We start from the raw sequence: 24,097 nt of genomic DNA, 5'->3' as shown, positions 1-24,097 counted from the left end.
CTACGACCCGAGGGATGATGTCGCGTCACGAGCGGCCATGGCGCGCTGTGATCGATTTCACGGTCATTCTGACCGCCCGTTGTGATCTGGGCCATAGACGACGGAACGGTTTCGTGACGCTTTTCACGTAGTCCTAAAATCGCGGACCATGACTGCCGTTCACCCCAGCGCCACGGATCAGGTCGACGTCGTCCTGATCGGCGGCGGCATCATGAGCGCCACCCTCGGCACGCTGCTGCAGCAACTCGAGCCGTCGTGGTCCATCCGCCTGTACGAGCGCCTCGACGACGTCGCCCTCGAGTCGAGCAACCCGTGGAACAACGCCGGCACCGGCCACGCGGCGCTGTGCGAGCTCAACTACACCCCCGAGCGCCGCGACGGCTCGATCGACGTGTCCAAGGCCGTCACGATCAACGAGCAGTTCGAGGTCTCGCGCGAATACTGGCACCACCTGCTCGCACAGGGCGCGCTGACCAGCACCGACTTTCTGCAGCGCACCCCGCACATGACGTTCGTGCGCGGCGAGCGGAACGTCGACTTCCTGCGCCGCCGGTTCGAGGCCCTCACCGCCCACCCCCTGTTCAAGGACATGGAGTTCAGCGCCGACCGCAGCCAGATCGCGCAGTGGGCGCCGCTGCTGGTCGAGGGCCGCGACGACGCCGAACCCGTCGCCGCGACCCGCAACGCGGCCGGCACCGACGTCGACTTCGGGGCGCTCACGCACCAACTCGTCGCGTCCATGGTCGAGCGCGGAGCCGACGTGCGGCTGCGCCACGAGGTGCGTGGCATTCGCCGCACCAAGGACGGACGCTGGCGGCTCAAGGTCAAGGACCGCACATGGAACGCCGTCGAGCGAACCCATACGGTCAGCGCGCGGTTCGTGTTCGTCGGCGCGGGCGGCGGCGCCCTGCCCCTGCTGCAGTCGGCCGGGATCCCCGAGATCCGCGGGTTCGGCGGCTTCCCGATCTCGGGTGAGTTTCTGCGCACGTCCAACCCGGAGCTCGTGGCCCGCCACCAGGCCAAGGTCTACGGCAAGGCCGACGTCGGCGCCCCGCCCATGTCGGTGCCGCACCTCGACACGCGCGTGGTCGACGGCGAGTCCTACCTCATGTTCGGCCCCTACGCCGGGTTCAGCCCCAAGTACCTCAAGAAGGGCAAGTACCTGGGCCTGATCACCTCGCTGCGCGCGCACAACCTCACGTCGATGCTGGGCGCGGGCCTGAAGAACATGGACCTGACCCAGTACCTGGTGGGCGAGCTCGTGGCCCGCCCGGAGACCAAGTTCCGCACCCTGCAGGCGTTCTTCCCGCAGGCGCAGCCCAAGGACTGGGAGCGCATCACGGCGGGCCAGCGCGTACAGGTCATCAAGCGCGACAAAGACGGCAAGGGCGTGCTCGAGTTCGGCACCGAGGTGGTCGCCGCCGCGGACGGCTCGATCGCCGGCCTGCTCGGCGCCTCGCCGGGCGCGTCGACCGCGGTCTCGGCCATGGTCGAGCTGCTGGGACGCTGCTTCCCGGCGAAGGCCGAGGCGTGGCGCCCCCGCCTGGCCCAGATGATGCCGAGCCTCGACGGCGTGCCCGCCGACACCGGCTCCCTCACAGGCGAGTCCCACGCCGACGCCCACGGATTGGTCCTGGACGCCGAGGCGTACGAGGCCGACGCCCGCGCCTGACCAGCCACCCACCCGAGCCATCCCCCTACCTGGGCCACCCACCCACGCGGCACCGCCATCCGACCGGCCCTCCTCCCGATCGGGTCCCCGACCCCACGGGCTACCGCGCGTTCGAGCATTCGAGCGGTGTTCGAGCAATCCGGGGCGTGTTCGAGCGCCCGAGTGCTCGACCAACCCGACGATTGCTCGAACACCGCGCGGATGCTCGAACTCGTGGGCGGCGACCCGGGGTGGGTCAGGGCAGGAGGGCGGCGCGGGCGGCTGATCGGACGGCGGCGGCGACCGCGTCGAGGACCGGTGTGCGCAGCGACCACTGCTGCCAGTGCAGCGCGACGTCGACGTGCCGGCCCGGGTCCAGGTCGACCAGCTCCCCCGCGGCCTCGGCGTCGGCCGAGTGCTCGGCGGGCAGCAGACCCCAGCCGAACCCCAGCCGCACGGCGCGCCCGTAGTCGGCCGACGAGGGAATGTAGTGGCGCGGCGGCTCGACCTGGCCGCCCGCCCGCTCGCGCAGGTAGCGGTCCTGCAAGTCGTCCTTGCGGTCGAACATCATGACGGGCGCGGCGCCGAGCGCCGCGGGCGTGACCCCCTGCCCGAACCAGCGTTCGGCGAACGCGGGCGTCGCGAACGGGCGGTAGCGCATCACGCCCAGCCGCACGGCGACGCAGCCCTGCACCGGTGTGGCCTGCGTGGTCACTGCGGCCATGACCTCGCCCTGGCGAAGCAGCTCGGCCGAGTGGTCCTGGTCCTCGCGGTGCACGTCGAACACGGCCAGGTGCGCGACGTCGGCGAGCGCGCGCAGCGCCCACGTGTTGAGCGAGTCGCCGTTGATCGCGAGCGGCACGACCGGCAGCCCGGCGCCGCCCGCGCGCGGCCGCGGCAGCCCCGACTCGCGCACGACGGCGAGCACCTGCCGCGCCGCCCGCACGACGTCGGCGCCCGCGCCCGTCGCGGCGACCGGCCGCGTGCGCCGCAGCAGCACCGTCCCCGCGGAGGTCTCCAGCGCCTTGATGCGCTGGCTCACCGCCGACGGCGTGACGTGCAGGACGCGTGCGGCGGCATCGAACGACCCCTCGTCGACGACGGCGACGAGGGCTTCGAGCTGGGCGAGCTCCATGGCGACATCTTAAGCGCTGCTACTGATACCCAAGAAACATTCTCTGGACTACAGCGAACGCCCCCGCCTACGGTCGACGGCGTGCTCACCTCCCCCGCCCTGCTCGCCGCGGGCTCCGGCCTCGGCTTCGGCCTGTCCCTCATCGTCGCGATCGGCGCGCAGAACCTGTTCGTGCTGCGTCAGGGCCTGCGCCGTGAGCACATCGGCGCGGTGGTCGCCGTGTGCTCCCTCTCCGACGTCGTGCTCATCACGGCGGGCGTCGGGGGCGCGGGGGCGTTGATCCGCGCCGTGCCGTGGCTCGGCGGGACGCTGCGCTGGGGCGGCGCGGCCTTCTTGCTCGCCTACGCCGCACTCGCCGGACGCCGGGCGCTGACCGCGAGCGGCGGGGCTCTGCGCGCCGACGACGCGGGGATCCGCGCCGGCCTCGGACCGGTCGTCGCGACGGCGGCCGCGCTGACCTGGCTCAACCCGCACGTCTACCTGGACACGCTCGTGCTCATGGGCTCCGTCGCCTCGGGCCTCGGCGAGCGCCGCTGGTGGTTCGCGGTCGGCGCGGTCGTCGCGAGCTTCGTGTGGTTCACGGGGCTGGGGTACGGCGCGCGGCTGTTGCGCCCGCTGTTCGCCCGCCCTGTCGCCTGGCGCGCGCTCGACGGCGGTGTCGCCGTGGTGATGACCGCGCTCGCCGTCGGCCTTCTGGTCGCGCCGAGCGCCTGAGCGCGGCCGGGCGGGCTACCCCGCGCGGCGCGCGGCCACCGCGGCGATCTCGTCGATCGTGCGCGCGAGCGTGGGCGAGGCGAGCCCGTGGAGGCGTCCGCGGCGCAGCACCGCCCCGCCGATGGCGTTGAGCTCGCCGACCCGTCCGGCCTCGACGTCAGCCTGCAGCGAGGAGCGCATGGCCGGCGGCAGCCCCGTGAGGATGCCGCCCAGCTCGGCGCCCGTGGTGGGCACGCCCTCGGCCGTGGCGACGGCGGCGACCTCGGCCAGCAGCGCGTCGCTCGCGGCGCGGTCGCGCTCGAGCGCCGGCCCGATGCCCGCCTGCGCGCGCGAGGTCAACAGGGCGAGCGGCGCGAGGAAGCGCAGCTTGAGCCACAGCACCTCGGCCTGGGCGCCGCCCACCGCGACGTCGGCCTCGGTGTCGCGCAGCGCGCGCGTCAGTGAGAGGTCCGCGGCCACGGCGGGAACGGCGACCCGCAGGATCTGCCCCCGGTGCCGGATCGTCACCGGGCCGTCTCCAGGCGTCGAGGTCCGCAGCGCCTCGGCCGCGATCGAGCCCGCGACCACGCGCGCGCCGGGCGCGGCCGCGCGCAGCGCCTCCAGATGCTCGACCCCGTTGAGCAGCGAGAGCACCTCGGTGGGCCGCGCGGCGGCCACCTGGGCGGCGACCGCGGCCAGGCCGTCGGCCTTGACCGCCACGATCACGCGCGCGCCCGGCGGCACGTCGGGCGCGGCGGCGGGCCGCGCCCGCCACGCCCCGACGCGGTCGGACTCGACGGCGATCCCGTGCGCGGCGACCTGGGCGAGTGAGCCCGGCCGCCCGACGACGGTCACCGGCCGCCCGGCGCGCTCCAGGAGCGCAGCCACCAGTCCCCCGATGGCGCCCGGACCGATCACGACAAGCGGTGGCGTCGACATGCCGGGCATCCTGGCACACCGGGCCAGCGCCGCGCGCGGAGGCGCCACGCCCGCCGCCACGCGGCGGCGGTGGCGCCGCGCGCGGAGTCGCAACGCCCCCGCGCGCGGCGGTGGGCGCCGCTACAGCGCCTGGACGATCTTCTCGACCTGGTCCTTCGCGTCGCCGAACAGCATCTCGGTGTTCTCGCGGAAGAACAGCGGGTTCTGCACACCCGCGTAGCCGGTGGCCATCGACCGCTTGAACACGATGACCTGCTTCGCGTTCCACACCTCGAGCACGGGCATGCCCGCGATGGGCGAGGACGGGTCCTCGAGCGCCGCCGGGTTGACGGTGTCGTTGGCGCCGATGACCAGGACGACGTCGGTGTCCGCGAAGTCGTCGTTGATCTCGTCCATCTCGAGCACGATGTCGTAGGGCACCTTGGCCTCGGCGAGCAGCACGTTCATGTGCCCGGGCAGGCGCCCGGCCACGGGGTGCACGCCGAACCGCACGGTCACGCCGTGCGCCCGCAGCCGCGAGACGAGCTCGGCGACCGGGTACTGCGCCTTGGCGACGGCCATGCCGTACCCCGGGGTGATGACCACGGTCTTCGCGGCCCGCAGCAGGTCGGCGACGGCGTCGGCGAGGATCTCGCGGTGCTCGCCCTGCTCGGCGCCTCCGGCGGCGGCGACCGTCCCGCCCTCGGCGCCGAACCCGCCCAGGATGACAGAGACGAACGAGCGGTTCATGGCCTTGCACATGATGTAGCTGAGGATGGCGCCGGAGGAGCCGACGAGGGCGCCGGTGACGATGAGCAGGTCGTTGCCGAGCATGAAGCCCGCCGCCGCCGCGGCCCAGCCGGAGTAGGAGTTGAGCATCGACACGACGACGGGCATGTCGCCGCCGCCGATCGCCGCGACCAGGTGGAAGCCGAGCAGCAGCGCGATGACGGTCATGACGCCCAATGGCACGAGGCCCGACGACGGCGCCGCGACGAACCACACCATGAGCCCGGCCGAGACCACGAGCGCGGCCAGGTTGAGCAGGTTGCGGCCCGGCAGGGTCAGCGGCGCCGACTTCATCTTGGCGCTGAGCTTGAGGTAGGCGACGATCGAGCCGGTGAAGGTGACGGCGCCGATGAGCACGCCGAGGAACACCTCGACCAGGTGCACCGCGCCGCCCGCGCCCGCGTGGACGCGCTCGGTGAGGTAGGAGTCGAAGCCGACGGCGACGGCCGCGAGGCCCACGAACGAGTGCAGGATCGCGATGAGCTCGGGCATCTGGGTCATCTCGACGCTGCGGGCGCGCCACGCGCCGACGCTCGCGCCGATGAGCAGCACGACGACGATGAGCCCGAGCGTCACGCCGACGGGCCGCTGCGACTGGTCGGCGGCCAGCATGACGGTCGCGGCCAGCGCCAGGGCCATGCCGACCATGCCGAGGGTCACGCCGCGGCGCGCCGAGGACTGCTTGGCGAGGCCGGCGAGCGAGAGGATGAACAGGATGGCCGCGACGACGTACACGGCCTGGGCGAGCTGGGTCAGCACGTGGTCACGCGTCCTTCCGGAACATGGCGATCATCCGGCGCGAGACCAGGAAGCCACCGAAGATGTTGACGCTCGCGACGGTCGCGGCCACGAACGCGAGGATCGTGACGACGAGGTTGTCGTTGCCGAGCTGCAGGAGCGCGCCGACCAGGATGATGCCGGAGATCGCGTTGGTCTGAGCCATGAGCGGCGTGTGCAGCGAGTGGCTGACGTTCGAGATGACGTAGAAGCCGATGACGACGGCCAGCGCGAACACCGTGAAGTGCCCCAGGAACTCGCCGGGCCCGTAGGTCAGCCCGAGGATGACGAGCACGGCCGCGAGCGCGCCGCCGAACGTCAGGCGCCGACGGCGCAGCGTGGCCTGGGCCTCAGCCTTCTCGGCGGCGGCCGCGAGCTCGGCCGCGTGCTGCTCGGGCGTCGGCGCCGCCGCGACGTCGGCGGCCGGCGCCGCGGCCGAGACCGCGACGGGCGGCGGCGGCCACAGGACCTCGCCCGCGCGCGCGATGGTCATGCCGCGCTGCACCGGGTCGTCGAGGTCGAGCGTGAGCTCGCCGTCCTTGCCTGGGGTCAGCAGCGCGAGCAGGTTGACGATGTTGGTGCCGTACAGCTGCGAGGTCTGCGCGGGCATGCGTCCGGGCAGGTCGGTGTACCCGAGCACGACGACGCCGTTCTCGGTCACGACCCGCTCCCCGGGCGCCGTGGCCTCGGCGTTGCCGCCGCCCGACGCCGCCAGGTCGACGATGACCGAGCCCGGCCGCATGGCCGCGATCATCTCGTTGGTCAGCGTGCGCGGGGCCTTGCCGCGCACCAGCGCGGTCGTGATGACGATGTCGGCGCGCGCGGACTCCTGCGCGTACATGCGCGCGGTCGCCGCCTCCTGGTCGGCGGTCAGCTCGCGGGCGTAGCCGTCGGCGCTGACCTCCTGCTGGGCGGCCTCGGCCTGGACGAACGTCGCGCCCATGGACTCGATCTGCTCGCCCGCCTCGGGGCGCACGTCGAACGCGCGCACGTCGGCGCCGAGGCTCGACGCCGTGCCTATGGCCGCCAGGCCCGCGACACCGCCGCCGATGACGAACACGGTGGCGGGCGGCGTCTTGCCCGCCGCGGTCACCTGGCCGGTGAACATCCCCTGGAACTCTGCGGCCGCCTCGATGACGGCGCGGTATCCGGACACGTTCGACATGGTCGAGAGCGTGTCGAGCGCCTGGGCGCGCGAGATGCGCGGGACGGCGTCGAGCGCCATCGCCGTGATCCCGCGGTCGCGGTAGGCCTCGACGCGCTCCGGGTGCGCGCCCGGGAAGAGCTGGGCGATGAGCACCGCGTCGGGGCGCAGCAGCGCGAGCCGGTCGTCGGCCGGGGCGTCGACGGCGATGACGACGTCGCTGCCCCAGACCTCCGCAGTGCTCGCGACGCTGGCGCCGGCCTCGGTGAACGCGGAGTCGGAGAAGTTGGCTGCGGCGCCGGCGTCGTGCTCGACGACGACCTCGTACCCGAGCTTTCTGAGCTTCGCGACGGTGGCGGGGGTCGCGGCCACGAGCCGTTGGCCCTGTCCTGGCTCGCGGGGCACGCCGATGCGCATGGGACCTCCACAGATCGGTAGGGACGGGGGGCAACCTACCGACTGCGGTGACGGGAGACACAATTGCGTGTCTCTCTGCGCGCCGCTCACGTCACCCGCAGACCACGGCGCGTCACGCGCCCAGCAGCGTCTGGCCGACGTACTCGCCCGGCGCGCAGCCGGGCGGGATCGCGAACACCGCGGATCCGATCGGCGTCGTCCACTCGTTGAGCAGGTCGAGCTCGTCGAGACGGCGTTGCAGCGGCACGTACTGCGCGTCGACGTCGGCCTGGTAGGAGGCGAACAGCAGACCCGAGCTGGACACGCCGCCCGTCCCGGCCGGGTCCGCGTCGTAGTTGTAGGCGCGGCGGAAGATGCGCTGGGCGGTGTCGTCGGAGCGGGCGCGGCGCAGGTGCGCGAACGCGGCGATGACGGGGAAGCCCAGCGGCGTGGTGGCCTTGAAGTCGGGCTCGTCGTGCTCGCGCGCGCCCGTCAACGGCGCCCCCGTGTCGAGGGTGCGCCCGACGGACTGCTCGCGGCCCGCGCGGTCGAGGCGGTCCCAGCCGTCGAGGTCCATGTGGATGCGCCGCAGCACCAGGCTGGTGCCGCCGCGCAGCCAGTCGGGACCGTCGTGCGTCCACACGACCTGGTCGAAGTCGTCGGTGCCGGGCTGCGGGTTGACGGTGCCGTCGACCTGCCCGAACAGGTTGCGCATGGTCGCGCCCTCGGGCTCGGCGCCGCGTGCGCGCCGGAACCCGGGCTGCGACCAGCGCACCTCGGCGAAGGTGCGCGAGTCCTTCAGCAGCATGCGCACCGTGTGCGCGAGCGTCAGCGGGTCGTCGGCGGCGACGTGCACGAGCAGGTCGCCGCCGCACCAGCGGTCCTCGAGCCGGTCGACGCCGAACGCGGGCAGCGGCCGCAGCCACGCCGGGACGGCGCCCGGCCCCGCCGCGCGCTCGACCAGGCCCGGGCCGAACCCGAACGTCACGGTCAGGCGCGCCGGGACCGTGGCCAGCTCGGGCTCGGAGTCGGCCAGCGCGGGCCTGCCCTGCGTGAGCCGCGCGGCGTCGTCGGTCAGGACGCGCATCATGCGGCCCAGCGCCGCCCGGTCGGTCTCGGCGAGCAGGTCCAGGGCGACGAACACGGCGTGCGCCTGGGGGGTGGTCTCGATCCCCGCCTGGCGCGCGCCGTGGAAGGGCTCGACGCCGGCGCCGATCGCGGTCGGGTCGGCGCACGCCTCGGGGGCGGGTGCGGGCCGCGCGCCGCTCCCGGCGAGCGCCGATCCGCCGATGGCGGCCGCGGCGCCGATCCCCGCGGCCGCGCCTCCCATCAGAAGGCGCCGCCGCGTGAGCGGGCGCCCCCCGCCGTGGTCCCGGTCGCTCATGTGCGCCTCCGTCAGCCTTGCCCGTCGCCCGACATGTCACCCATGCCGCCCGAGTCGCCGTCCTCGCCGCCCTGGTAGTTCTCCTGGGCGCCCGAGTAGTCCTTGGCGACTGCGGTGACGTCGAGCGTCGATCCGTCGTCGAGCGTGAGCGTGAGCGTGACCTCGTCGCCGGCCTCGATGGGGGCGGCGAGGCCCATGAGCATGAGGTGGTCGCCGCCGGGCGCGAGCTCAAGGCTGCCGCCCGCCGGGACGACGAACCCGCCGTCCCGCTCCCGCATGGCCATCTGGCCCGAGGCGTCCTCGACGGTCTCGTGCAGTTGCACGTCGGGCGAGGCGGGTGTCGACGCCGAGACCACCGTGACGTCGGCGTCGCCGGTGTTCTCCAGGACGGCGAACGCCGCCGTCATGCCGTCGTCGGCGGCCTTGACCCAGGGGTCGGTGACTGTCAGCGCGTCGGCCGCGGCGGTGGCGGGGGTCGCGCCGCCGGTCGGGGTGTCGGCCGCGGCGCCGTCGTCGGTCGCGCAGCCGCCGAGGAGCAGCGCGGTGGCGGCGGCGAGGGTGAGCGCGCCCGTGGCGGCGCGGCGGGTTGTCGTGGCGATCATGAGTCGTTGTCCTTGTGTGAGTCGGTGGAGGAGGTGGCGTGGGGGCGCCGTCGCGCCCACCACAACCCCGCCGCGAACAGGCCGAGGCCGACGACGGCGCCGCCGACGCCGGTGGCGACGATCCGCAGCGTCCGGCTGCCGTCCGCGTCGCTCGCGTCGCTCGCGTCGCTCGAATTGCCTGGGTCGCCGCCGGAGCCCGCGTCCGCGGACGGCGTGGCGTCTGCGGACGCCGTGGCGCCCGGGCTCGGGGCCGCGGCGTCGTCCGGGGCGGGCAGCGGGTCCGCGCCCACCCCGAACCGGAAGCTCCCGGCGATCGGGTGGCCGTCGCTCGACACGACCTGCCAGCGCACCTCGTACGGCCCGTCGGGCAGTGCGGGGGGAAGGTCGGCCGTCACGGTCGGGCCGGCGACCCGCGGGTCGCCGACCACCTGGTCGGATCCGGACGCGTCGACGACCAGCACCGTCGTCCCGATCGCCAGCAGGTCGTCACTGAAGGTCAGCGCGACCAGCGCCGGGGCCTGCGGGGTCGTGGACTCGGCCGGCGGCGAGGTCGAGACAAGCTGGTCATGGGCGTGGGCGGGGCAGGCCGCCGCGAACACCGTCGCGGTGGCCAGGGACACGACGGCGAGCAGCCGCGGCCCACGCCCCGTGCGGGCGTGGTGGAGCATGGCGTCCTTGGGTGAGGTCGGAGCAGGGTGGTCAGACGGCGGGCGCGAGCGCGGGAGGCCCCCGCCGCGAGACCGTCGTCCCCCTCACCAGCACCCGCGGACGCGGGCAACGCGCGGGCACGACCCGCGGGCGCCGGGCGACCACAAGCGCGGGCGCCGTCGCGAGCCTCAGCGCGACCCCCACACCCAGGCGCACGGCGCGGGCGAGCGAGCGCAGCGCGTGCGTCCCGCTCTGCAGCGCCGCGACCGTCAGCGCCCCGGCCACGACATGCAGCCATGGCATCGCCGCGGCGTGCGCCGCCGCGGGCTTCGCGGCGACGACCAGCGACCCGGCCACGCCCGCGTGGTGGGCGTGCGCCGCGGGGTCCCCGGCGCCGCGCAGCGCGTGCGCGCCGGCGCTCGCGGTGAACGCGACGTGCAGCAGCGCCTGCGACGCGGCGACCGACAGGACGCGACCTCTCAGCGTGACTCGCGCGCCGCCCAGCATGAACGCGCCGAGGGTGCTGAAGGCGAGCACCAGGGCCAGGACCGGCGGCGGGGCGACGTGCCCGCCCGCCAGGGCGTGGGCCAAGGTCGTCGCCACGGTGCTGACGCCGGCCGTGAGCGCTGCGCGGAGCATGCGCTCCTGGCGTGCGTCCACGGCGGGTCCTCCGGCTCGGCGGGCGAGATGCCCTTTCACCGTAGCGGATCGCCCCTAAGGCCCGGCGAGGCCTGAGCAGCGACCCGCGGTCAGCCGACGACGCGGGCGCGCCCCGCGAGCACCCCGCACGCGACCTCGGGAACCTTGAGCGCGAGCAGCGCCAGGAGCGGCCAGGTCCACCCCTGCGTCACATCATGCAGGGCTCCGATGGTCACGGGCCCGAGCGCCGCGAGGCCATACCCGAACGCCTGCGCCATGCCCGACAGTGCCGCGGCCTGGGCGTGGTGCTCGGCGCGCAGGCCGAAGAACGAGAGCCCGGTGACGAACACGGCCGCGGTCCCGGCCCCGAGCAACATGATCCAGGCGGCCCACCAGCCGGGTGCGACCAGCTGCCCGACGACCGCGAGCGTCGACAGGCTGGAGAACACCACGACGAGCCGGCTCTGCCCGCGCGGCCGACTGCGGTCGATGAGCCGACCCGCCACGAGCGAGGCGACGATGCCGACGACTTGGAGCACACCCTGGTGCGCGCCCGCGGCGCCCGCGCCGACGCCGCCGTCGGCCTCGACCGACGGCCACCACGTGATGACCGAGTAGTAGAACGTCGACTGCAGCCCCATGTAGCAGGCGACCTGCCACCCGAGCGCGCTGCGCCAGGGCGGGCGCCAGGCGGGCGGGACCGCCGCCGCGGCGCGCGCGTCCGGGCGGCGCGCCCCCCGCAGCTGCGGGGCCACGAGACCGATCGCCACCAGGGCGAGCCCGGCCCAGACACCGAAAGCGAGCCGCCACCCGGACGGGTGCACGCCCGCGAGCGGCACGGCCACGACCGCGGCGACGGCGGCGAAGGTGGACTGGGTCGCCGAGTACACGCCCGTCATCCGCCCGACGTGCGCGGGGAAGTCGCGCTTGACCATCGCGGGCAGCGCGACGTTGAGGGTCGCGATGCCGGCGCCGACCAGCAGCGTCCCGCCCCACAGGGCGGGAACCCACGGCGCCGAGCGCGCCACGACGCCGACGGCGAGGGCCGCGAGCGCAACGACGCTCGTCGTCTCGACGCCCCAGCGGGCCGTGAGCCGCGGGGCGACGAGCGCGAACGCGCCGAAGCACACCAGCGGCATGGACACCAGGAGTGAGACCTGCGCGGCCGACAGCGCGAGGTCGGCCGCGACGTCGTCGGCCAGCGGGCCGACGACGGTGATCGCCGCGCGCAGGTTCGCCGCGATCGCCACGACGCCGACCAGGACGAGACCGCGGCGGACGGTCGCCGCGGTCGGCGGGGCGACGGCGCTCAGAGCATTCCCTCCTCGCTCAGCACGTCCTGCGCGACGGCGAACGCGTGGTTGGCGCTCGGCACCGAGCAGTAGACCGCCGTCTGGAGCAGCACCTCGCGCAGCTCGTCGACCGTCACACCGTTGCGGACCGCGGCGCGCACGTGCATGGCGAGCTCGTCCCAGTGCCCGCCCGCGACGAGCGCGGTGAGCGTGATCATCGAGCGGGTGCGCCGGTCGAGGCCGGGCCGCGTCCAGATCTCGCCCCAGGCGAAGCGCGTGATGAGGTCCTGGAAGTCGGCCGTGAACGACGTCGTCGCCGCCACCGCCCGGTCGACGTGGGCGTCGCCGAGCACCTGCCGGCGCACGCGCATGCCCTCCGCGGCGCCGGTCATCGCACGGCCGCCATCATCAGGTCGCGCAGGAGGCGCCCGACCCGTTCGGGCGCCTCGGCGGGGGCCAGGTGGGCGACCCCGTCGAGCACCTCACGGCGCCGCGCGCCGAGGCCGTCCGCGATCTGCGCGAGGGCGGCGGGCGGCGCGGGCACGTCGTGCTCGCCCGCGACGGTGACCACCGGGACCGACGTCGGCGCCAGCCGCGTCCGCTCGTCGTAGGTCGCGAGCGCACGGCACACCGCGGCGTACCCGGTCGGGTCGGCGGTCTGCAGCGAGCCGAGCAGCCGCAGCACCACCTCGGGCTCGCGCTCGACGAACCCCGGACCGAACCACCGCTGGGTCGATCCGATCACCTGCGTGGGCGTCCCGGCGGCCGCGACGAGACGCGCGCGCTCAAGCCACGCCTCGGGCTCGCCGAACCGCGCGGCCGTGCAGATCAGCGTGGCGCCGCGCAGCCGTTCGGGCGCGTCGAGCACGAGGCGCAGCCCCACGGCGCCGCCGACCGACACGCCCGCGTACCAGAACGGGGCGCCGGGATCGCCGCGCTCGGCCTGTGCGCCGTCGACGACGTCGAGCACCGCGGCGGCCAGGTCGGCGACGGTCAGTCCGTCGAGGTCGGCGGGGTCGGGGGCGGGCGCGGCGCCGTGTCCGGGGAGGTCCCAGCCGACGACGTCGACGACGTCGTCAAGCAGCGGCACGACGTCCTGCCACAGCGCGGTGACGCTCGTGCCGAGCGACGGGCCGAGCACGAGCAGCGGGCGCGACGCGTCCCTCAGCGCGAATGAGACGGCCCCGAGGTCGGGTCTGGCGGTCATGGCTCCTCCGAAGGGTTCACGTCGGCGAGGTGGGCGAGGACGCGGTCGACGACGGCGGGCGCCGCCCCGACGCCGCGCGCGTCCGGCAGCGCGGCGCGCAGGTTCGCCTCGGCTGCGGCGGCGTCGACCTCGAGCCCGTCGAGCAGTTCGGCGGCCAGGCCGGCGCCGACCACGGCATGCCGCGCGAGCTGCTGCAGCGCGGGCCACTCGGCGTGCCACGCGCCGTCGGGGCGCTCGTCGTGCGCGAGCCCGGCGGCGGTGAGCACGGTCGCCGCGAGCGGCGGCGCCGCGATGGCCGAGCGGCGCAGCAGCACCGCCAGCACCGGGTTGCGCTTGTGCGCCATGGACGACGACGTCCCGCGACCTGGGGCGGCGGGCTCGCGCAGCTCGCCGGTCTCGGGACGGCAGCCCTGCAGCACGTCGCCGGCCACGTGCCCGAGGGCGGCGCAGGCCTCGGCGAGCGCCGCGGCCGCGCGCACCAGGGGCGTGCGGGAGGTGTGCCATGGGCCCGCGGGCACGGGCAGTGCGAGCGCCTCGCCCCAGGCGTCCACGAGGGCGAACGGGTCGCCGGTCAGCGCGGCGACGCCGGACAGCTCGCCCGCGGCGCCGCCGTACGCGAGCGGCAGGGCGGCCGCGACGTCGACGAGCGAGGCGCGTGCGGCGCTCAGTCCGGTGAGCCAGCCCGCGAACCGCGCCCCGAGCGTCGTCGGGACAGCCGCCTGCCCGAGCGTGCGTCCGAGCGCGGGCGCATCCCGGTGGGCGCGCGCGAGCGCCGCGGCGGACGCGCACGCCCGGCCCAGGTCGGCCGCGACGGCGCGACAGGCGTCGCGCAGCACCAGCACGAGGGCCGTGTCGAGCACATCCTGGCTGGTCAGGCCCGCATGGACCACGTGCGCGGCCTCGGGCGCCGCGGCCCGCAGCCGGGCGACCAGGGCGATGACCGGGTTGGCTCCGCCGACCGTCGACGCGAGGTCGGCCGCGAGCGCCGCGGCGTCAGCGCCGAGCGCGGCGGCCGCGCGCTCGACCGCGTCGGCGCCGTCGCCGGGCGCGACGCCGCGGCCGGCCTGGGCGCGCGCCCAGGCGGCCTCGACAGCCAGCAGCGCGCGTGCCACGGCCACGTCGTCGGTGACCGCGTCGGCCGCGGCGCCCGGGAACAGCAGGCCGACGTCACGCACTGACACCGTCCCGGCCCGCGTGCCCGTCGCCGTCGTAGGTCAGGAAGACGGTCTCGCGCTCGCCCTGGAGCCGGATGTCGAACCGCAGCGAGCCGTCCGGCTCACGGTCCATGACCAGCGTTGCCGCGTCGCCCGCGGGCAACGCCGACAGCAGCGGGTCGGCCGCCAGCGCCGCGTCGTCGCCCGGGAGGTACGCACGCGTGAACAGCCGGTTCTGCAGCCCGCGGGCGAACACCGTCACGGCGAGGAACGCGGCGCGCCCGGGCTCGGTCGGGCCGGGCTCGACCGTGCGGAACCAGTAGCCGCCCGCGCGGTCGGTCTCGGCGCGACCCCACCCGGTGAAGGTTCCGTCGCGCAGGAGCGAGCCGTGCCGTTGGACGACGTGGCCGGCGGGGTCGGCCTGCCACAGCTCGACCAGCGCGTCGGGCACGGGCTGGCCGTGGCCGTCGGTGACCGTGCCGTGCACGCGCACGGCGCCTGGTGCGCCGGGATCGACGAGCTCGTGCCCGCGGGCGAACGGCAGCGCGAAGCCGAAGAACGGCCCGACGGTCTGGCCGGGCGTCGGTGCGAGCGTCATCAGTGCTCCCCCTCCTCGGGCTCGGTCCAGGTGCGCCTGGACCCGGTCAGGACGATGTCCCAGCGGTAGCCGGTCGCCCACTCGTGCCGCGACACGTCGTGGTCGTAGGTCGCGATGAGCCGTTCGCGCGCCCGCGGGTCGTGGATCGACTGGTAGATCGGGTCGAGCGGGAACAGCGGGTCGCCCGGGAAGTACATCTGGGTGACGATCCGCTGGGTGAAGTCGGTGCCGAACAGCGAGAAGTGGATGTGCGCGGGGCGCCACGCGTTGAAGTGGTTCTTCCACGGGTAGGGCCCCGGTTTGATCGACTGGAACTGGTAGCGGCCGTCGTCGTCGGTGAGCAGGCGACCGACGCCCGTGAAGTTCGGGTCGATGGGGGCCGGGTGCTGGTCGCGCTTGTGCACGTACCGACCTCCGGCATTGGCCTGCCACACCTCGATGAGCTGGTGGCGCACAGGGCGCCCACCGCCGTCGAGCACGCGGCCGCGCACCACGATGCGCTCGCCGATGGGCTCGCCGCCGCGCTGGATCGTCAGGTCCGCCTCGAGCGGGCTGATGTCGCGCTCGCCGAACACGGGCGAGAACAGCTCGATCGTCTCGGGGTCGGCGTGGCGCAGGTCCTTGGTCGGGTGCCGCAGCAGCGAGGAGCGGTACGGCGGGAAGTCCTTGCGTGGGCCGAGCTCCTCGACCTCGCCGCGTGCGCGGCCGTCGGCGTAGGCCGCGTGGCCCGCCTCGATCTCCGAGGAGATGCGCTCCTGGCTGTCGGAGGCGGTGTCGAGCTCGGTGCTGATCGGCGCGACGTCGTCGTCGCTCATGGCCTCTCCTTCCGTGTGGTGATCGGACCCCAGCCGGTGTACCCCTCGGCGAGGTATCGGCGCCCGGCCTCGGACGCGCACAGGGTGCGCAGCTCGGCGACCCGGCGGCGCGCCTCGAACGGGGTCTCTCCTGCTGCGGAGTGCAGCATGCGGCTCATCCAGGCTGAGAAGTGCTGCGCGCGCCACACGCGCTCGCCGACGCGGCGGCCGTACTCGTCGAGCGCGTCGTCGTCACCCGTGCGCAGCCAGCCCGTGAGGACGTCGTGCAGCACGACGACGTCGGCGATCGCGAGGTTGAGCCCCTTCGCGCCCGTCGGGGGTACGGTGTGGGCGGCGTCGCCGACCAGCAGCGAGCGCCCGTGCCGCACGGGCTCGACGACGGCCGAGCGGAAGCGCAGCACCGAACGCTCGACGATGGGCCCCTCGGCCACGGCGAAGCCGTCGGGACCCGCGACGCGCGCCCGCATGGTCTCCCAGACGCGCGCGTCGTCCCACGCCGCCGGGTCCTCGTCGGGGTCGCACTGGAAGTACATGCGCTGGTGCGTGGGCGTGCGTTGGCTCAGCAGCGCGAAGCCGTGCTCGGAGGCGGTGTAGACCAGCTCCGGCGCGCTGCGCGGCGCCTGCACGATGAACCCGTACCAGGCGTAGGGGTACTCGTGGGAGAAGGTGTGCCGCTCCTGCTCCGAGAGCGTGTGTCGCAGCACCGACCGCGAGCCGTCCGCTCCCACGAGCAGATCGGCGCGCAGCTCGTGCTCGTGTCCCTCGGCGTCGGTCCAGCGGACCCCCGGACTCGCGGTGTCCCGGTCGAGCACCTGCGTCACCGTGGCCTGCCAGCGCACGTCGGCGCCGTCGGCCTGCGCGCGCTCGGCCAGGTCGGTGAAGACGTCGGTCTGCGGGTACAGCCACACGGTGCGGCCCGTGAGCCCGGCGAGGTCGATGCGGTGGCTCTCACCGTCGAACCGCAGCGTGATGCCCTCGTGCTCGTCGCCGTCGCGCAGCACCCGGTCGATCCCCGCCTCGACGAGCGCGTCGACCGCACCCGCCTCGAGGATGCCCGCGCGGTGGGTGGCCTCGATCTGCTCGCGCGTGCGGGTCTCGAGCACCACATGGTCGACGCCGTCGCGGCGCAGCAGACGGGACAGCAGCAGGCCCGCAGGCCCGCCCCCCACGACGGCGACGCGTGTTCGCTCCCTCACTCGGCTCTCCTCAGCCTCAGGCCGAGCGCGTCCTCGAGCTCGGCGGCGGTGGTCCCGAAGGTCTCGACGAGGCGGGCGCCCGTGGGCCCGACGTCGAAGACCGCCAGGTCGGTGTAGATGCGCGAGACGCATCGCACGCCGGTCAGCGGCAGGGCGCACGTCTCGACGAGCTTGGGGCGCCCGTCCTTGGTCAGCAGCGTCATCATGACGACCGTGCGGCGGGCGCCCACCGCCAGGTCCATGGCCCCGCCGACGGCCGGGACGGCGCCGGGCTCCCCCGTCGACCAGTTGGCCAGGTCGCCGCGGGTCGAGACCTCGAACGCGCCGAGCACGCACACGTCGATGTGCCCTCCGCGCATCATGGCGAAGGAGTCGGCCTGGTGGAAGTAGGAGGCGCCGGGCAGCTCCGTCACGGGCGTCTTGCCCGCGTTGACCAAGTCGGGGTCGGCCCGCCCGGGCGCCGCAGCAGGCCCCATCCCCAGCATCCCGTTCTCGGTGTGCAGCGTGACGTCGGCGTCGGCGGGCAGCAGGTCGGCCACCAGCGTCGGCAGGCCGATCCCGAGGTTCACGTACGCCCCGCGTGGGATGTCCGCCGCGACGCGCGCGGCGAGCTGGCGCTTGGTCAGCGCGGCCGTCGCCGGGCTCATACCGGCGCCCGCTCCCGGGACGCGGAGGCGACCACCGCGCTGACGTAGATCCCGGGCGTCACCACCGCCTCGGGGTCGAGGCCGCCCGTGGGCACGACCTCGTCGACCTGGACCACGGCGCGCGCCGCGGCGGCCGCCATGATCGGGCCGAAGTTGCGCGCGGTCTTGCGGTAGACGAGGTTGCCGACGCCGTCGGCGCGGTGCGCGCGCACGAGCGCGAGGTCGGCGCGCAGCGGCAGCTCGAACACGTGGTCGACGCCGTCGATGCGGCGCGTCTCCTTGCCCGCCGCGAGCGGGGTGCCGAAGCCCGTGGGCGTGTAGAAGCCGCCGATGCCCGCCCCGGCCGCGCGGATCCGCTCGGCGAGGTTGCCCTGCGGCACGAGCTCAAGCTCGACGCGCCCCGCGCGGTAGGCGTCGTCGAAGTGCCACGAGTCGGTCTGCCGCGGGAACGAGCACACGATCTTGCGCACGCGCCCGTCGCGCACGAGCCGGGCGAGCGGGTCGTCGCCGTTGCCCGCGTTGTTGCTGATGATGACCAGGTCGCGAGCGTCGTGCGCGAGCAGCGCCTCGACGAGCGCGGCGGGCTGCCCGGCCGGGCCGAACCCGCCGATCATGACGGTCGCCCCGTCGGCGACCTCCCCCAGCGCCTCGGCCGGCGTCTGCGCGAACCGGACCCGCGTCATGAGACCTCCCCGTTGCGGACGTTCTCCAGCACCACCGCGACCCCCTGCCCGGCGCCGACACAGATGGCCGCGACGCCCCATCGCGCGCGCTCGGCGACCAGGCGCCGCGCGAGCGTCCCCAGCACGCGCGTGCCCGAGGCGCCGAGCGGGTGGCCGATGGCCACGGCGCCGCCCCAGGCGTTGACGATGTCGGCGTCGACGCCCCAGGCGTCGACGCACGCGAGCGTCTGTGCGGCGAAGGCCTCGTTGAGCTCGACCGCGGCGACGTCCACCCAGCCGACGCCCGAGCGCGCGAGCGCGCGCTCGGCCGCCTCGACGGGCGCGTACCCGAAGTACTGCGGCTCGCCGGCGACGACGGCGCGGCCCGCCACGCGCGCGAGCGGGTCCAGGCCCGTGAGCCCGGCCGCGGCCTGCGACCCGACGAGCGCGGCGGACGCGCCGTCGTTGAGCGGCGAGGCGTTGCCGGCCGTGACCGCGCCCTCGGGGCGGAACACCGGGGCGAGCGCGGCCAGCCGGGGCGCCGAAGTGTCGGGGCGGATCGCCTCGTCGCGGGTGAGCGTCGTGCCCGGGACCGGGACGACCAGGTCGTCGTAGCGGCCCTCGTCCCACGCCCGCTGGGCCAGGCGGTGGCTGCGAAGCGCCCACGCGTCGGCGCGCTCACGCGTCACGCCGTACCTCTCGCCCAACCGTTCGGTGGCCTCGCCCAGCGAGACCGTCCACTCGGCGTCCATGCGCGGATTGACCAGGCGCCAGCCGAGCGCCGTGGAGACCAGGGCGGCGTCGCCGGCCGGGAACGCGCGCTCAGGCTTGGGCAGCACCCAGGGCGCGCGGGACATCGACTCGACCCCGCCCGCCACGACGAGGTCGGCGTCGCCGCACTCGACCGCGCGGGCGGCCTGCACCGCGGCCTCGAGCGAGGACGCGCACAGGCGGTTGACGGTGGTCCCCGGCACCGACAGCGGCAGGCGCGCGAGCAGCACGGCCATGCGCGCGACATCGCGGTTCTCCTCACCGGCGCCGTTGGCGTTGCCCAGCACGACGTCGTCCACGCGCGCCGGGTCGAGGTCGGGGGCGCGGCGCACCTGCTCGGCGAGGGCGAACGCCGCCAGGTCGTCGGGGCGGACCCCGGCCAGGGCGCCGCCGTACCGCCCGAACGGGGTGCGGACCGCGTCGTAGACGAATGCGTGTCGCATGTGCGCGTCCCCTACCGCAGCCGACCCAGGTCGGCCTCGATGGACGCCGCCGCCTTGAGCAGCGGCGTCAGGATGTGCTCGAGGAGCTCCTCGACCGTGCCGCGGCGCACGGGCGCCGAGACGTTGACGGCGGCGACGACGGCGCCCGAGCCGTCGCGCAGCGGGGCCGCGACCGAGCGCAGACCCTCCTCGAGCTCCTGGTCCACCAGCGCCCAACCGCGCTCGCGCACCTGGGCGAGCTCGGCGCGCAGGGCGTCGGGGTCGGTGATGGTGCGCGCGGTCAGCGGCCGCAGCGGCGTGCGCTCCAGGTAGTCGTCGAGCACGGCCCCCTCGAGGTGCGCGAGCAGCGTGCGCCCCATCGACGTCGCGTACGCAGGGAACCGCGTGCCGACGTGGATCGCGGCGCTCATGATGCGCCGCGTGGCAACCCGGGCCACGTAGACCATGTCGGACCCGTCCAGGACGGCCACCGACGTCGACTCGTCGACCGCGCGCGACAGGTCGCGCAGGTACGGGGTCACGACATCGGGCAGGCGCAGACTCGACAGGTAGGCGTAGCCGAGGTCGAGCACCGAGGGCAGCAGCCGGTACTCGCGGCCGTCGGAGGCGACGTAGCCGAGCTCGACGAGCGTGAGCAGGAATCGCCGCGCGGACGCGCGCGACAGGCCCGTCTCGCGGGCGACCTCGCTCAGCGTGAGCGCGGGGCGGTCGGGCCCGAACGCCCGAATGACCGCCAAGCCGCGCTCCAGCGACTGGACGAACTCCGCGCCGTGCGGAGCGCCGGGACCGGGCGCCGTCATCGGGCCTCGCCGCCAATCCGGACAGGGTGGGTCAGGTGGGCGTCGGCGAGGGTGCGGGCGCCGCGTTTGGCGGCCTGGACCAGCTCGTAGACGTGGGTGCGCAGCCGCGCGAACTCGGGGTCCGCACGGGTGGTGAGCTGGTCGCGTTCGGCGCCGAGGCCGACGGACACGTCCTCAAGCACCACGGTGGGGCGGGCCGAGAGCACGAGCACGCGCTCGCCGAGGTAGATCGCCTCGTCGATGTCATGCGTGACGAACACGACGGTCACCCCCAGGCGCCGCCACAGGGACCGCACGAGGTCCTCGAGCTCGAAGCGCGTCTGCGCGTCGACCGCGGCGAATGGCTCGTCCATGAGCAGCACCTGGGGCTCGTACGCCGCGGCGCGGGCGATCGCGACGCGCTGCTGCATACCGCCCGACAGCTGCCACGGGTAGGCGTCATGCACGTCGCCCAGGCCGACGGCGGCCAGGGCCTCGGAGACCTTGGTGCGGCGCTCGGCGCGGCGCACGCCCTTCTCCCTCAGGGGCAGGTCGACGTTCTGGGCGACGCTCATCCACGGGAACAGCGAGCGGCCGTACTCCTGGAGCACCACGGCCATGCCGGGCGGCGGCCCCGAGATCGGGGCGCCGCCGAGCGTGATCGCGCCGGAGGTGGCGGGCATGAGCCCGGCCATGCAGCGCAGCAGCGTCGTCTTACCGGCCCCTGAGGGGCCGACGACGCACACGAGCTCGCCGGCCTTGACCTCGAAGGTGAGCTCCGCGATGGCCTCGACCGGCTCTCCGCGTCCGGTGTAGACCTTGCGCAGGCCGCGCACGTCGAGGCGCGCGCCGTGCTCGGGGGTGGTCGCAGGACTGGTCATCAGGTCAGGCACCTCCACGCTGCGCGGACCGGTACCCCAGGTACCAGGCCAGGACCGCCTCGGTGACGGCCCGGAAGACGAGGGACAGCAGCACGCCGATCAGGCCGAGGATGATCACGCCTGACCACATCTCGGGGATCGCGAAGCTGCGCTGGAACGACACGACGGTGAAACCGAGGCCGTCACGCGCCGTGAACATCTCGGAGATGACCATGAGGATGATCCCGATCGACAGAGCCTGGCGGGCGCCGGTGACGATCTGCGGGCTCGCCCCGCGCACCACCAGGTGCCGCACCATCGAGCGGCGCCCGAGGCGGTAAGCGCGGGCGGTGTCGCGCAGCACGGGGTCGATCCCGCGCACGCCCTCGATCGTGTTGAGCAGGATCGGCCACAGGCACCCGGTCGCGATGACGAATACGCGCATGGGCGTGCCGATGCCGAGGAACAGCATGAGGATCGGCACCATGACCGGCGGCGGGATCGCGCGGAAGAACTCGAGCACCGGCTCGCAGTAGGCGCGCAGCGCGCGCGACGAGCCGATCGCGACGCCCAGCCCGACGCCGATCGCGAGCGCGACAAGGTAGCCGGCCAGCAGACGCGCCACCGAGGGCAGGACGTCGTGCACGAACAGCGACTCGCCGAACGGCTGCGTGAACCACGTCTGGCGGAACTGGGCCAGGATCCGGGCCAGCGGCGGGTTGAAGAACGAGGTGCTCTCGGCCGTCAGCGCCCACCACAGGCCCAGCAGGACGGCGGGCAGGCCCGTGGCGAGCAGGATCGGGCGCCAGGCGCGCGTCATGGCGCCTCCCCTCGGATCGACGGGTGCCAGAACAGGGCTCTGGCCTCCACGGCGCGCGCCAGCAGGTTCAGCGCGACCCCGAGCAGCCCGGTCACGACCACCAGCGCGTACATCGAGGCCACCGCGCCCGACGACTGCGCCCGCGAGATCAGCAGGCCCAGGCCCGGCGTGCCGATCAGCAGCTCGCCGGTGACGGTCAAGATCAGTGCGACCGACGCGGCCAGGCGCAGCCCGGTCATCGCGTACGGCAGCGTCGTCGGCCAGATCACGGTCCGCACCCGCGCCCATAGCGAGAAGCGGTAGGAGCGCGCGGTGTCCGAGGCCACGGGGTCGACATCCTGGACACCGGACAGGACCTGGACCAACACCTGCCAGAACGAGGCGTAGACCACCAGCAGCAGGGTCGAGGCGCGTCCGGTGCCGAACAGCAGCACCGCCACCGGGATGAGCGCGACCGACGGCACGGGGCGCAGAAACTCGATCGTCGAGGCCGTCGCTGCCCGCAGGAACGGCGCCATGCCGATGACCACGCCGAGCGCGACGCCCGCCGTCAACGCGATCCCCAGCCCGGCGCCCCAGGTCGTCAGCGTCTGCCCCAGCGCCGTCCAGAACTCCCCCGACCCGAGCCGATGGACCAGGGTGCCGAGGATGTCCGACGACGTGGGCAGGAACCGCCGGTCCACGACCCCGGCGCGCGGCACGGCCTCCAGGACGGCGAGCAGGGTCGCGACCCCGGCCAGACCCCAGGCCCAGCCGGGGAGGCGACGGCGCACACGACTCGTCACGGCAGGAGCTTCGACGTGTCGGGCGGCGAGTCGAACATGCCGTACCTCGCACCAAGGTCGGCGAGTCGCTGGATCGCGCCCGCCTCGGCGTCGGGCGCCCAATGGGGCAGGCTCATGGCCTCCTTCACCGCGGGGTCAATCTCCGTGTAGGTGTCGAGGACGGCACGGATCGCGTCCGGGTTGCTCTGCCCGTAGTCGAGTGACTTGCGCATCGCGGCGGTGAACGCGGCCACCATCTCGGGGTCGTCCGCGACGCGCTGCTGGCTGGTGAAGTACACGCCCACAAGCAGGTCGGGGTCCGACTCGGCGAAGTTCCAGCTCACAACCTGGGCTCCCGCCTGGATCGCGCGGGTCAGGTGCGGCTCGACGATCCACGCGGCGTCGACCTGCCCGCCCGCGACCGCGGCCGGCATGTCGGGGAAGCCCATCTCGACGAAGGTGACGGAGTCCGGGTCGGCCCCGGCCTGGTCGACGACGGCGCGCACGGTGGTGTCGCCGATGTTCTTGAGCGTGTTGACCGCGACGGTCTTTCCGGCCAGGTCCGCGGCGGTGGCGATCCCCGAGTCGGGCATCGCGACGACGCCGCCGAAGTCGGCCCCGACCTCGCCGGTCGAGATGGCCCCGGCGGTGAGGATCGTGATGCCCAGGCCTTGCTCGGAGGCCAGGATCAGCGACGTGGTGTTGCTGAAGCCGAACTGGTACTGGCCGCTCATCACGGCGGGGACGATCGCGGCGCCTCCCTGTGCGAGTTCGAGCGTGACGTCGAGGCCCTCCTCCTCGAAGAACCCCTGCTCGACGCCCAGATAGATCGGGGCGACGTCGACGATCGGGATCACGCCGACCGACACGGGCGTCAGGGCGCCGGAGCCCTCGCCCTCCTGAGCGGTGGGGGTGGACCCGTTCTGAGCGGATGAGCCGCTGGCGCACGCGGCGAGGACGAGCGCGGCGGCACAGGCCGCCGCTGCGGACGAGACAAGACGACGCACGGGAGTTCTCCTTTGAACGGTGCCTTCGACTTCGCACAGTGCCGTCGCCACGGCGTGCCGGGAGGGGATGTCGCTGACGCCGACCCGCGTTCGTCTTCGAACGCTGGTGACCACCTGCCGAACAACTGTGCTCACTCCGAACATAGGTGACGCGCGTCACCGCCGTCAATGCCCGAGCGGTTGAGAGAGCCCCCCGCCGCGCGTCGCCGCGGGCCTGGGGTGATGTCCGCCGGGTATCGCGCGGACCGCCCAGGTAGTAGCCACGCGCGATGCGCCAGCGGACTGTGTCGGCACGGCCCAGAGCGG

General features: G+C 74.5%; 24 protein-coding genes and 1 pseudogene. 2 read left to right on the top strand and 23 right to left on the bottom strand.

Going from position 1 to position 24,097, the window contains the following annotated elements; translation table 11 throughout:
- Positions 1–145: 145 nt before the first annotated feature.
- Positions 146–1,672 (top strand): annotated as a pseudogene (mqo, locus tag EV386_RS02405) (malate dehydrogenase (quinone)); the annotation flags it as partial.
- 235 nt (positions 1,673–1,907) lie between these two features.
- Here mqo and EV386_RS02400 read toward each other — a convergent pair.
- Positions 1,908–2,786: a LysR family transcriptional regulator ArgP gene (locus tag EV386_RS02400; protein WP_130411983.1), complete on the bottom strand. Its 879-nt coding sequence runs from the start codon at positions 2,784–2,786 to the stop codon at positions 1,908–1,910.
- Positions 2,787–2,867: 81 nt separating this feature from the next.
- On the opposite strand from EV386_RS02400, the gene EV386_RS02395 reads away from it, so the two are divergent.
- Positions 2,868–3,500 carry a LysE/ArgO family amino acid transporter gene (locus EV386_RS02395; RefSeq protein WP_130411981.1) on the top strand — a complete coding sequence of 211 codons (633 nt, stop codon included), beginning with the start codon at positions 2,868–2,870 and terminating at the stop codon, positions 3,498–3,500.
- 15 nt (positions 3,501–3,515) lie between these two features.
- On the opposite strand, the gene EV386_RS02390 is transcribed toward EV386_RS02395, so the two are convergent.
- From EV386_RS02390 to EV386_RS02285, 22 genes are all read right to left on the bottom strand, one after another.
- The gene (locus EV386_RS02390; protein ID WP_130411979.1) at positions 3,516–4,418 is read right to left on the bottom strand and encodes a ketopantoate reductase family protein; all 903 of its coding nucleotides are present in this window, start codon (positions 4,416–4,418) and stop codon (positions 3,516–3,518) included.
- Positions 4,419–4,538: 120 nt separating this feature from the next.
- Positions 4,539–5,945 (bottom strand): Re/Si-specific NAD(P)(+) transhydrogenase subunit beta, encoded by a 1,407-nt coding sequence (gene pntB / locus EV386_RS02385; protein WP_130411977.1) that lies wholly within the window; start codon positions 5,943–5,945, stop codon positions 4,539–4,541.
- A gap of 4 nt (positions 5,946–5,949) precedes the next feature.
- Positions 5,950–7,524 (bottom strand): Re/Si-specific NAD(P)(+) transhydrogenase subunit alpha, encoded by a 1,575-nt coding sequence (locus tag EV386_RS02380; RefSeq protein WP_130411975.1) that lies wholly within the window; start codon positions 7,522–7,524, stop codon positions 5,950–5,952.
- A 112-nt stretch (positions 7,525–7,636) separates the two neighbouring features.
- Complete coding sequence (locus EV386_RS02375; protein ID WP_130411973.1) at positions 7,637–8,887, bottom strand: Dyp-type peroxidase; 1,251 nt, start codon at positions 8,885–8,887, stop codon at positions 7,637–7,639.
- Between the two features lie 11 nt (positions 8,888–8,898).
- Entirely contained in the window at positions 8,899–9,489 is a 591-nt protein-coding gene (locus EV386_RS02370; RefSeq protein WP_130411971.1) for a copper chaperone PCu(A)C, read from the bottom strand.
- A complete protein-coding gene (locus EV386_RS02365) occupies positions 9,486–10,157 on the bottom strand; it encodes a copper resistance CopC family protein (protein WP_130411969.1) in 672 nt (223 codons plus the stop codon). Before EV386_RS02365 ends, EV386_RS02370 begins: the two co-directional genes overlap by 4 nt.
- A 31-nt stretch (positions 10,158–10,188) precedes the next feature.
- Entirely contained in the window at positions 10,189–10,797 is a 609-nt protein-coding gene (locus EV386_RS02360) for a hypothetical protein (protein WP_130411967.1), read from the bottom strand.
- Between the two features lie 89 nt (positions 10,798–10,886).
- Positions 10,887–12,026, bottom strand: coding sequence for an MFS transporter (locus EV386_RS02355; RefSeq protein ID WP_207216452.1), 1,140 nt, complete (start codon positions 12,024–12,026; stop codon positions 10,887–10,889).
- 59 nt (positions 12,027–12,085) lie between these two features.
- Entirely contained in the window at positions 12,086–12,460 is a 375-nt protein-coding gene (gene pcaC, locus EV386_RS02350) for a 4-carboxymuconolactone decarboxylase (RefSeq protein ID WP_130411963.1), read from the bottom strand.
- On the bottom strand, positions 12,457–13,275 hold the full coding sequence (locus EV386_RS02345; RefSeq protein WP_130411961.1) for an alpha/beta fold hydrolase: 819 nt from the start codon (positions 13,273–13,275) through the stop codon (positions 12,457–12,459). Before EV386_RS02345 ends, pcaC begins: the two co-directional genes overlap by 4 nt.
- Positions 13,272–14,450: a lyase family protein gene (locus tag EV386_RS02340; protein ID WP_165399810.1), complete on the bottom strand. Its 1,179-nt coding sequence runs from the start codon at positions 14,448–14,450 to the stop codon at positions 13,272–13,274. The genes EV386_RS02345 and EV386_RS02340 overlap by 4 nt, the downstream gene beginning before the upstream one ends.
- Positions 14,443–15,027, bottom strand: coding sequence for a protocatechuate 3,4-dioxygenase subunit alpha (pcaG, locus tag EV386_RS02335; protein WP_207216451.1), 585 nt, complete (start codon positions 15,025–15,027; stop codon positions 14,443–14,445). The genes EV386_RS02340 and pcaG overlap by 8 nt, the downstream gene beginning before the upstream one ends.
- Entirely contained in the window at positions 15,027–15,842 is an 816-nt protein-coding gene (gene pcaH, locus EV386_RS02330; protein ID WP_130411956.1) for a protocatechuate 3,4-dioxygenase subunit beta, read from the bottom strand. The genes pcaG and pcaH overlap by 1 nt, the downstream gene beginning before the upstream one ends.
- On the bottom strand, positions 15,839–17,038 hold the full coding sequence (locus EV386_RS02325) for a 4-hydroxybenzoate 3-monooxygenase (RefSeq protein WP_130411954.1): 1,200 nt from the start codon (positions 17,036–17,038) through the stop codon (positions 15,839–15,841). The genes pcaH and EV386_RS02325 overlap by 4 nt, the downstream gene beginning before the upstream one ends.
- On the bottom strand, positions 17,035–17,685 hold the full coding sequence (locus EV386_RS02320; protein WP_130411952.1) for a 3-oxoacid CoA-transferase subunit B: 651 nt from the start codon (positions 17,683–17,685) through the stop codon (positions 17,035–17,037). Before EV386_RS02320 ends, EV386_RS02325 begins: the two co-directional genes overlap by 4 nt.
- Complete coding sequence (locus EV386_RS02315) at positions 17,682–18,368, bottom strand: 3-oxoacid CoA-transferase subunit A (RefSeq protein WP_130411950.1); 687 nt, start codon at positions 18,366–18,368, stop codon at positions 17,682–17,684. The genes EV386_RS02320 and EV386_RS02315 overlap by 4 nt, the downstream gene beginning before the upstream one ends.
- Positions 18,365–19,561 carry a thiolase family protein gene (locus EV386_RS02310; protein WP_130411948.1) on the bottom strand — a complete coding sequence of 399 codons (1,197 nt, stop codon included), beginning with the start codon at positions 19,559–19,561 and terminating at the stop codon, positions 18,365–18,367. Before EV386_RS02310 ends, EV386_RS02315 begins: the two co-directional genes overlap by 4 nt.
- An 11-nt stretch (positions 19,562–19,572) precedes the next feature.
- A complete protein-coding gene (locus tag EV386_RS02305) occupies positions 19,573–20,361 on the bottom strand; it encodes an IclR family transcriptional regulator domain-containing protein (protein ID WP_130411946.1) in 789 nt (262 codons plus the stop codon).
- On the bottom strand, positions 20,358–21,221 hold the full coding sequence (locus EV386_RS02300) for an ABC transporter ATP-binding protein (RefSeq protein ID WP_130411944.1): 864 nt from the start codon (positions 21,219–21,221) through the stop codon (positions 20,358–20,360). The genes EV386_RS02305 and EV386_RS02300 overlap by 4 nt, the downstream gene beginning before the upstream one ends.
- A 4-nt stretch (positions 21,222–21,225) precedes the next feature.
- Positions 21,226–22,020, bottom strand: a complete 795-nt coding sequence (locus EV386_RS02295; RefSeq protein ID WP_130411942.1) for an ABC transporter permease — start codon at positions 22,018–22,020, stop codon at positions 21,226–21,228.
- Positions 22,017–22,805 carry an ABC transporter permease gene (locus EV386_RS02290; RefSeq protein ID WP_242607800.1) on the bottom strand — a complete coding sequence of 263 codons (789 nt, stop codon included), beginning with the start codon at positions 22,803–22,805 and terminating at the stop codon, positions 22,017–22,019. The genes EV386_RS02295 and EV386_RS02290 overlap by 4 nt, the downstream gene beginning before the upstream one ends.
- A complete protein-coding gene (locus EV386_RS02285) occupies positions 22,802–23,791 on the bottom strand; it encodes an ABC transporter substrate-binding protein (protein ID WP_242607799.1) in 990 nt (329 codons plus the stop codon). Before EV386_RS02285 ends, EV386_RS02290 begins: the two co-directional genes overlap by 4 nt.
- Positions 23,792–24,097: the final 306 nt, after the last annotated feature.

Source organism: Xylanimonas ulmi (assembly GCF_004216535.1).
GTDB lineage: Bacteria > Actinomycetota > Actinomycetes > Actinomycetales > Cellulomonadaceae > Xylanimonas > Xylanimonas ulmi.
This window is presented reverse-complemented; position numbering and strand designations above follow the sequence as displayed.

What these genes read in the sequence shown, in the direction of transcription:
- EV386_RS02400 (WP_130411983.1), bottom strand. Translation starts at nt 2,786, where the DNA reads ATGGAGCTCGCCCAGCTCGAAGCCCTCGTCGCCGTCGTCGACGAGGGG.
- EV386_RS02390 (WP_130411979.1), bottom strand. Translation starts at nt 4,418, where the DNA reads ATGTCGACGCCACCGCTTGTCGTGATCGGTCCGGGCGCCATCGGGGGA.
- EV386_RS02380 (WP_130411975.1), bottom strand. Translation starts at nt 7,524, where the DNA reads ATGCGCATCGGCGTGCCCCGCGAGCCAGGACAGGGCCAACGGCTCGTG.
- EV386_RS02375 (WP_130411973.1), bottom strand. Translation starts at nt 8,887, where the DNA reads ATGAGCGACCGGGACCACGGCGGGGGGCGCCCGCTCACGCGGCGGCGC.
- EV386_RS02370 (WP_130411971.1), bottom strand. Translation starts at nt 9,489, where the DNA reads ATGATCGCCACGACAACCCGCCGCGCCGCCACGGGCGCGCTCACCCTC.
- EV386_RS02365 (WP_130411969.1), bottom strand. Translation starts at nt 10,157, where the DNA reads ATGCTCCACCACGCCCGCACGGGGCGTGGGCCGCGGCTGCTCGCCGTC.
- pcaC (WP_130411963.1), bottom strand. Translation starts at nt 12,460, where the DNA reads ATGACCGGCGCCGCGGAGGGCATGCGCGTGCGCCGGCAGGTGCTCGGC.
- EV386_RS02345 (WP_130411961.1), bottom strand. Translation starts at nt 13,275, where the DNA reads ATGACCGCCAGACCCGACCTCGGGGCCGTCTCATTCGCGCTGAGGGAC.
- pcaG (WP_207216451.1), bottom strand. Translation starts at nt 15,027, where the DNA reads ATGACGCTCGCACCGACGCCCGGCCAGACCGTCGGGCCGTTCTTCGGC.
- pcaH (WP_130411956.1), bottom strand. Translation starts at nt 15,842, where the DNA reads ATGAGCGACGACGACGTCGCGCCGATCAGCACCGAGCTCGACACCGCC.
- EV386_RS02320 (WP_130411952.1), bottom strand. Translation starts at nt 17,685, where the DNA reads ATGAGCCCGGCGACGGCCGCGCTGACCAAGCGCCAGCTCGCCGCGCGC.
- EV386_RS02315 (WP_130411950.1), bottom strand. Translation starts at nt 18,368, where the DNA reads ATGACGCGGGTCCGGTTCGCGCAGACGCCGGCCGAGGCGCTGGGGGAG.
- EV386_RS02310 (WP_130411948.1), bottom strand. Translation starts at nt 19,561, where the DNA reads ATGCGACACGCATTCGTCTACGACGCGGTCCGCACCCCGTTCGGGCGG.
- EV386_RS02305 (WP_130411946.1), bottom strand. Translation starts at nt 20,361, where the DNA reads ATGACGGCGCCCGGTCCCGGCGCTCCGCACGGCGCGGAGTTCGTCCAG.
- EV386_RS02300 (WP_130411944.1), bottom strand. Translation starts at nt 21,221, where the DNA reads ATGACCAGTCCTGCGACCACCCCCGAGCACGGCGCGCGCCTCGACGTG.
- EV386_RS02295 (WP_130411942.1), bottom strand. Translation starts at nt 22,020, where the DNA reads ATGACGCGCGCCTGGCGCCCGATCCTGCTCGCCACGGGCCTGCCCGCC.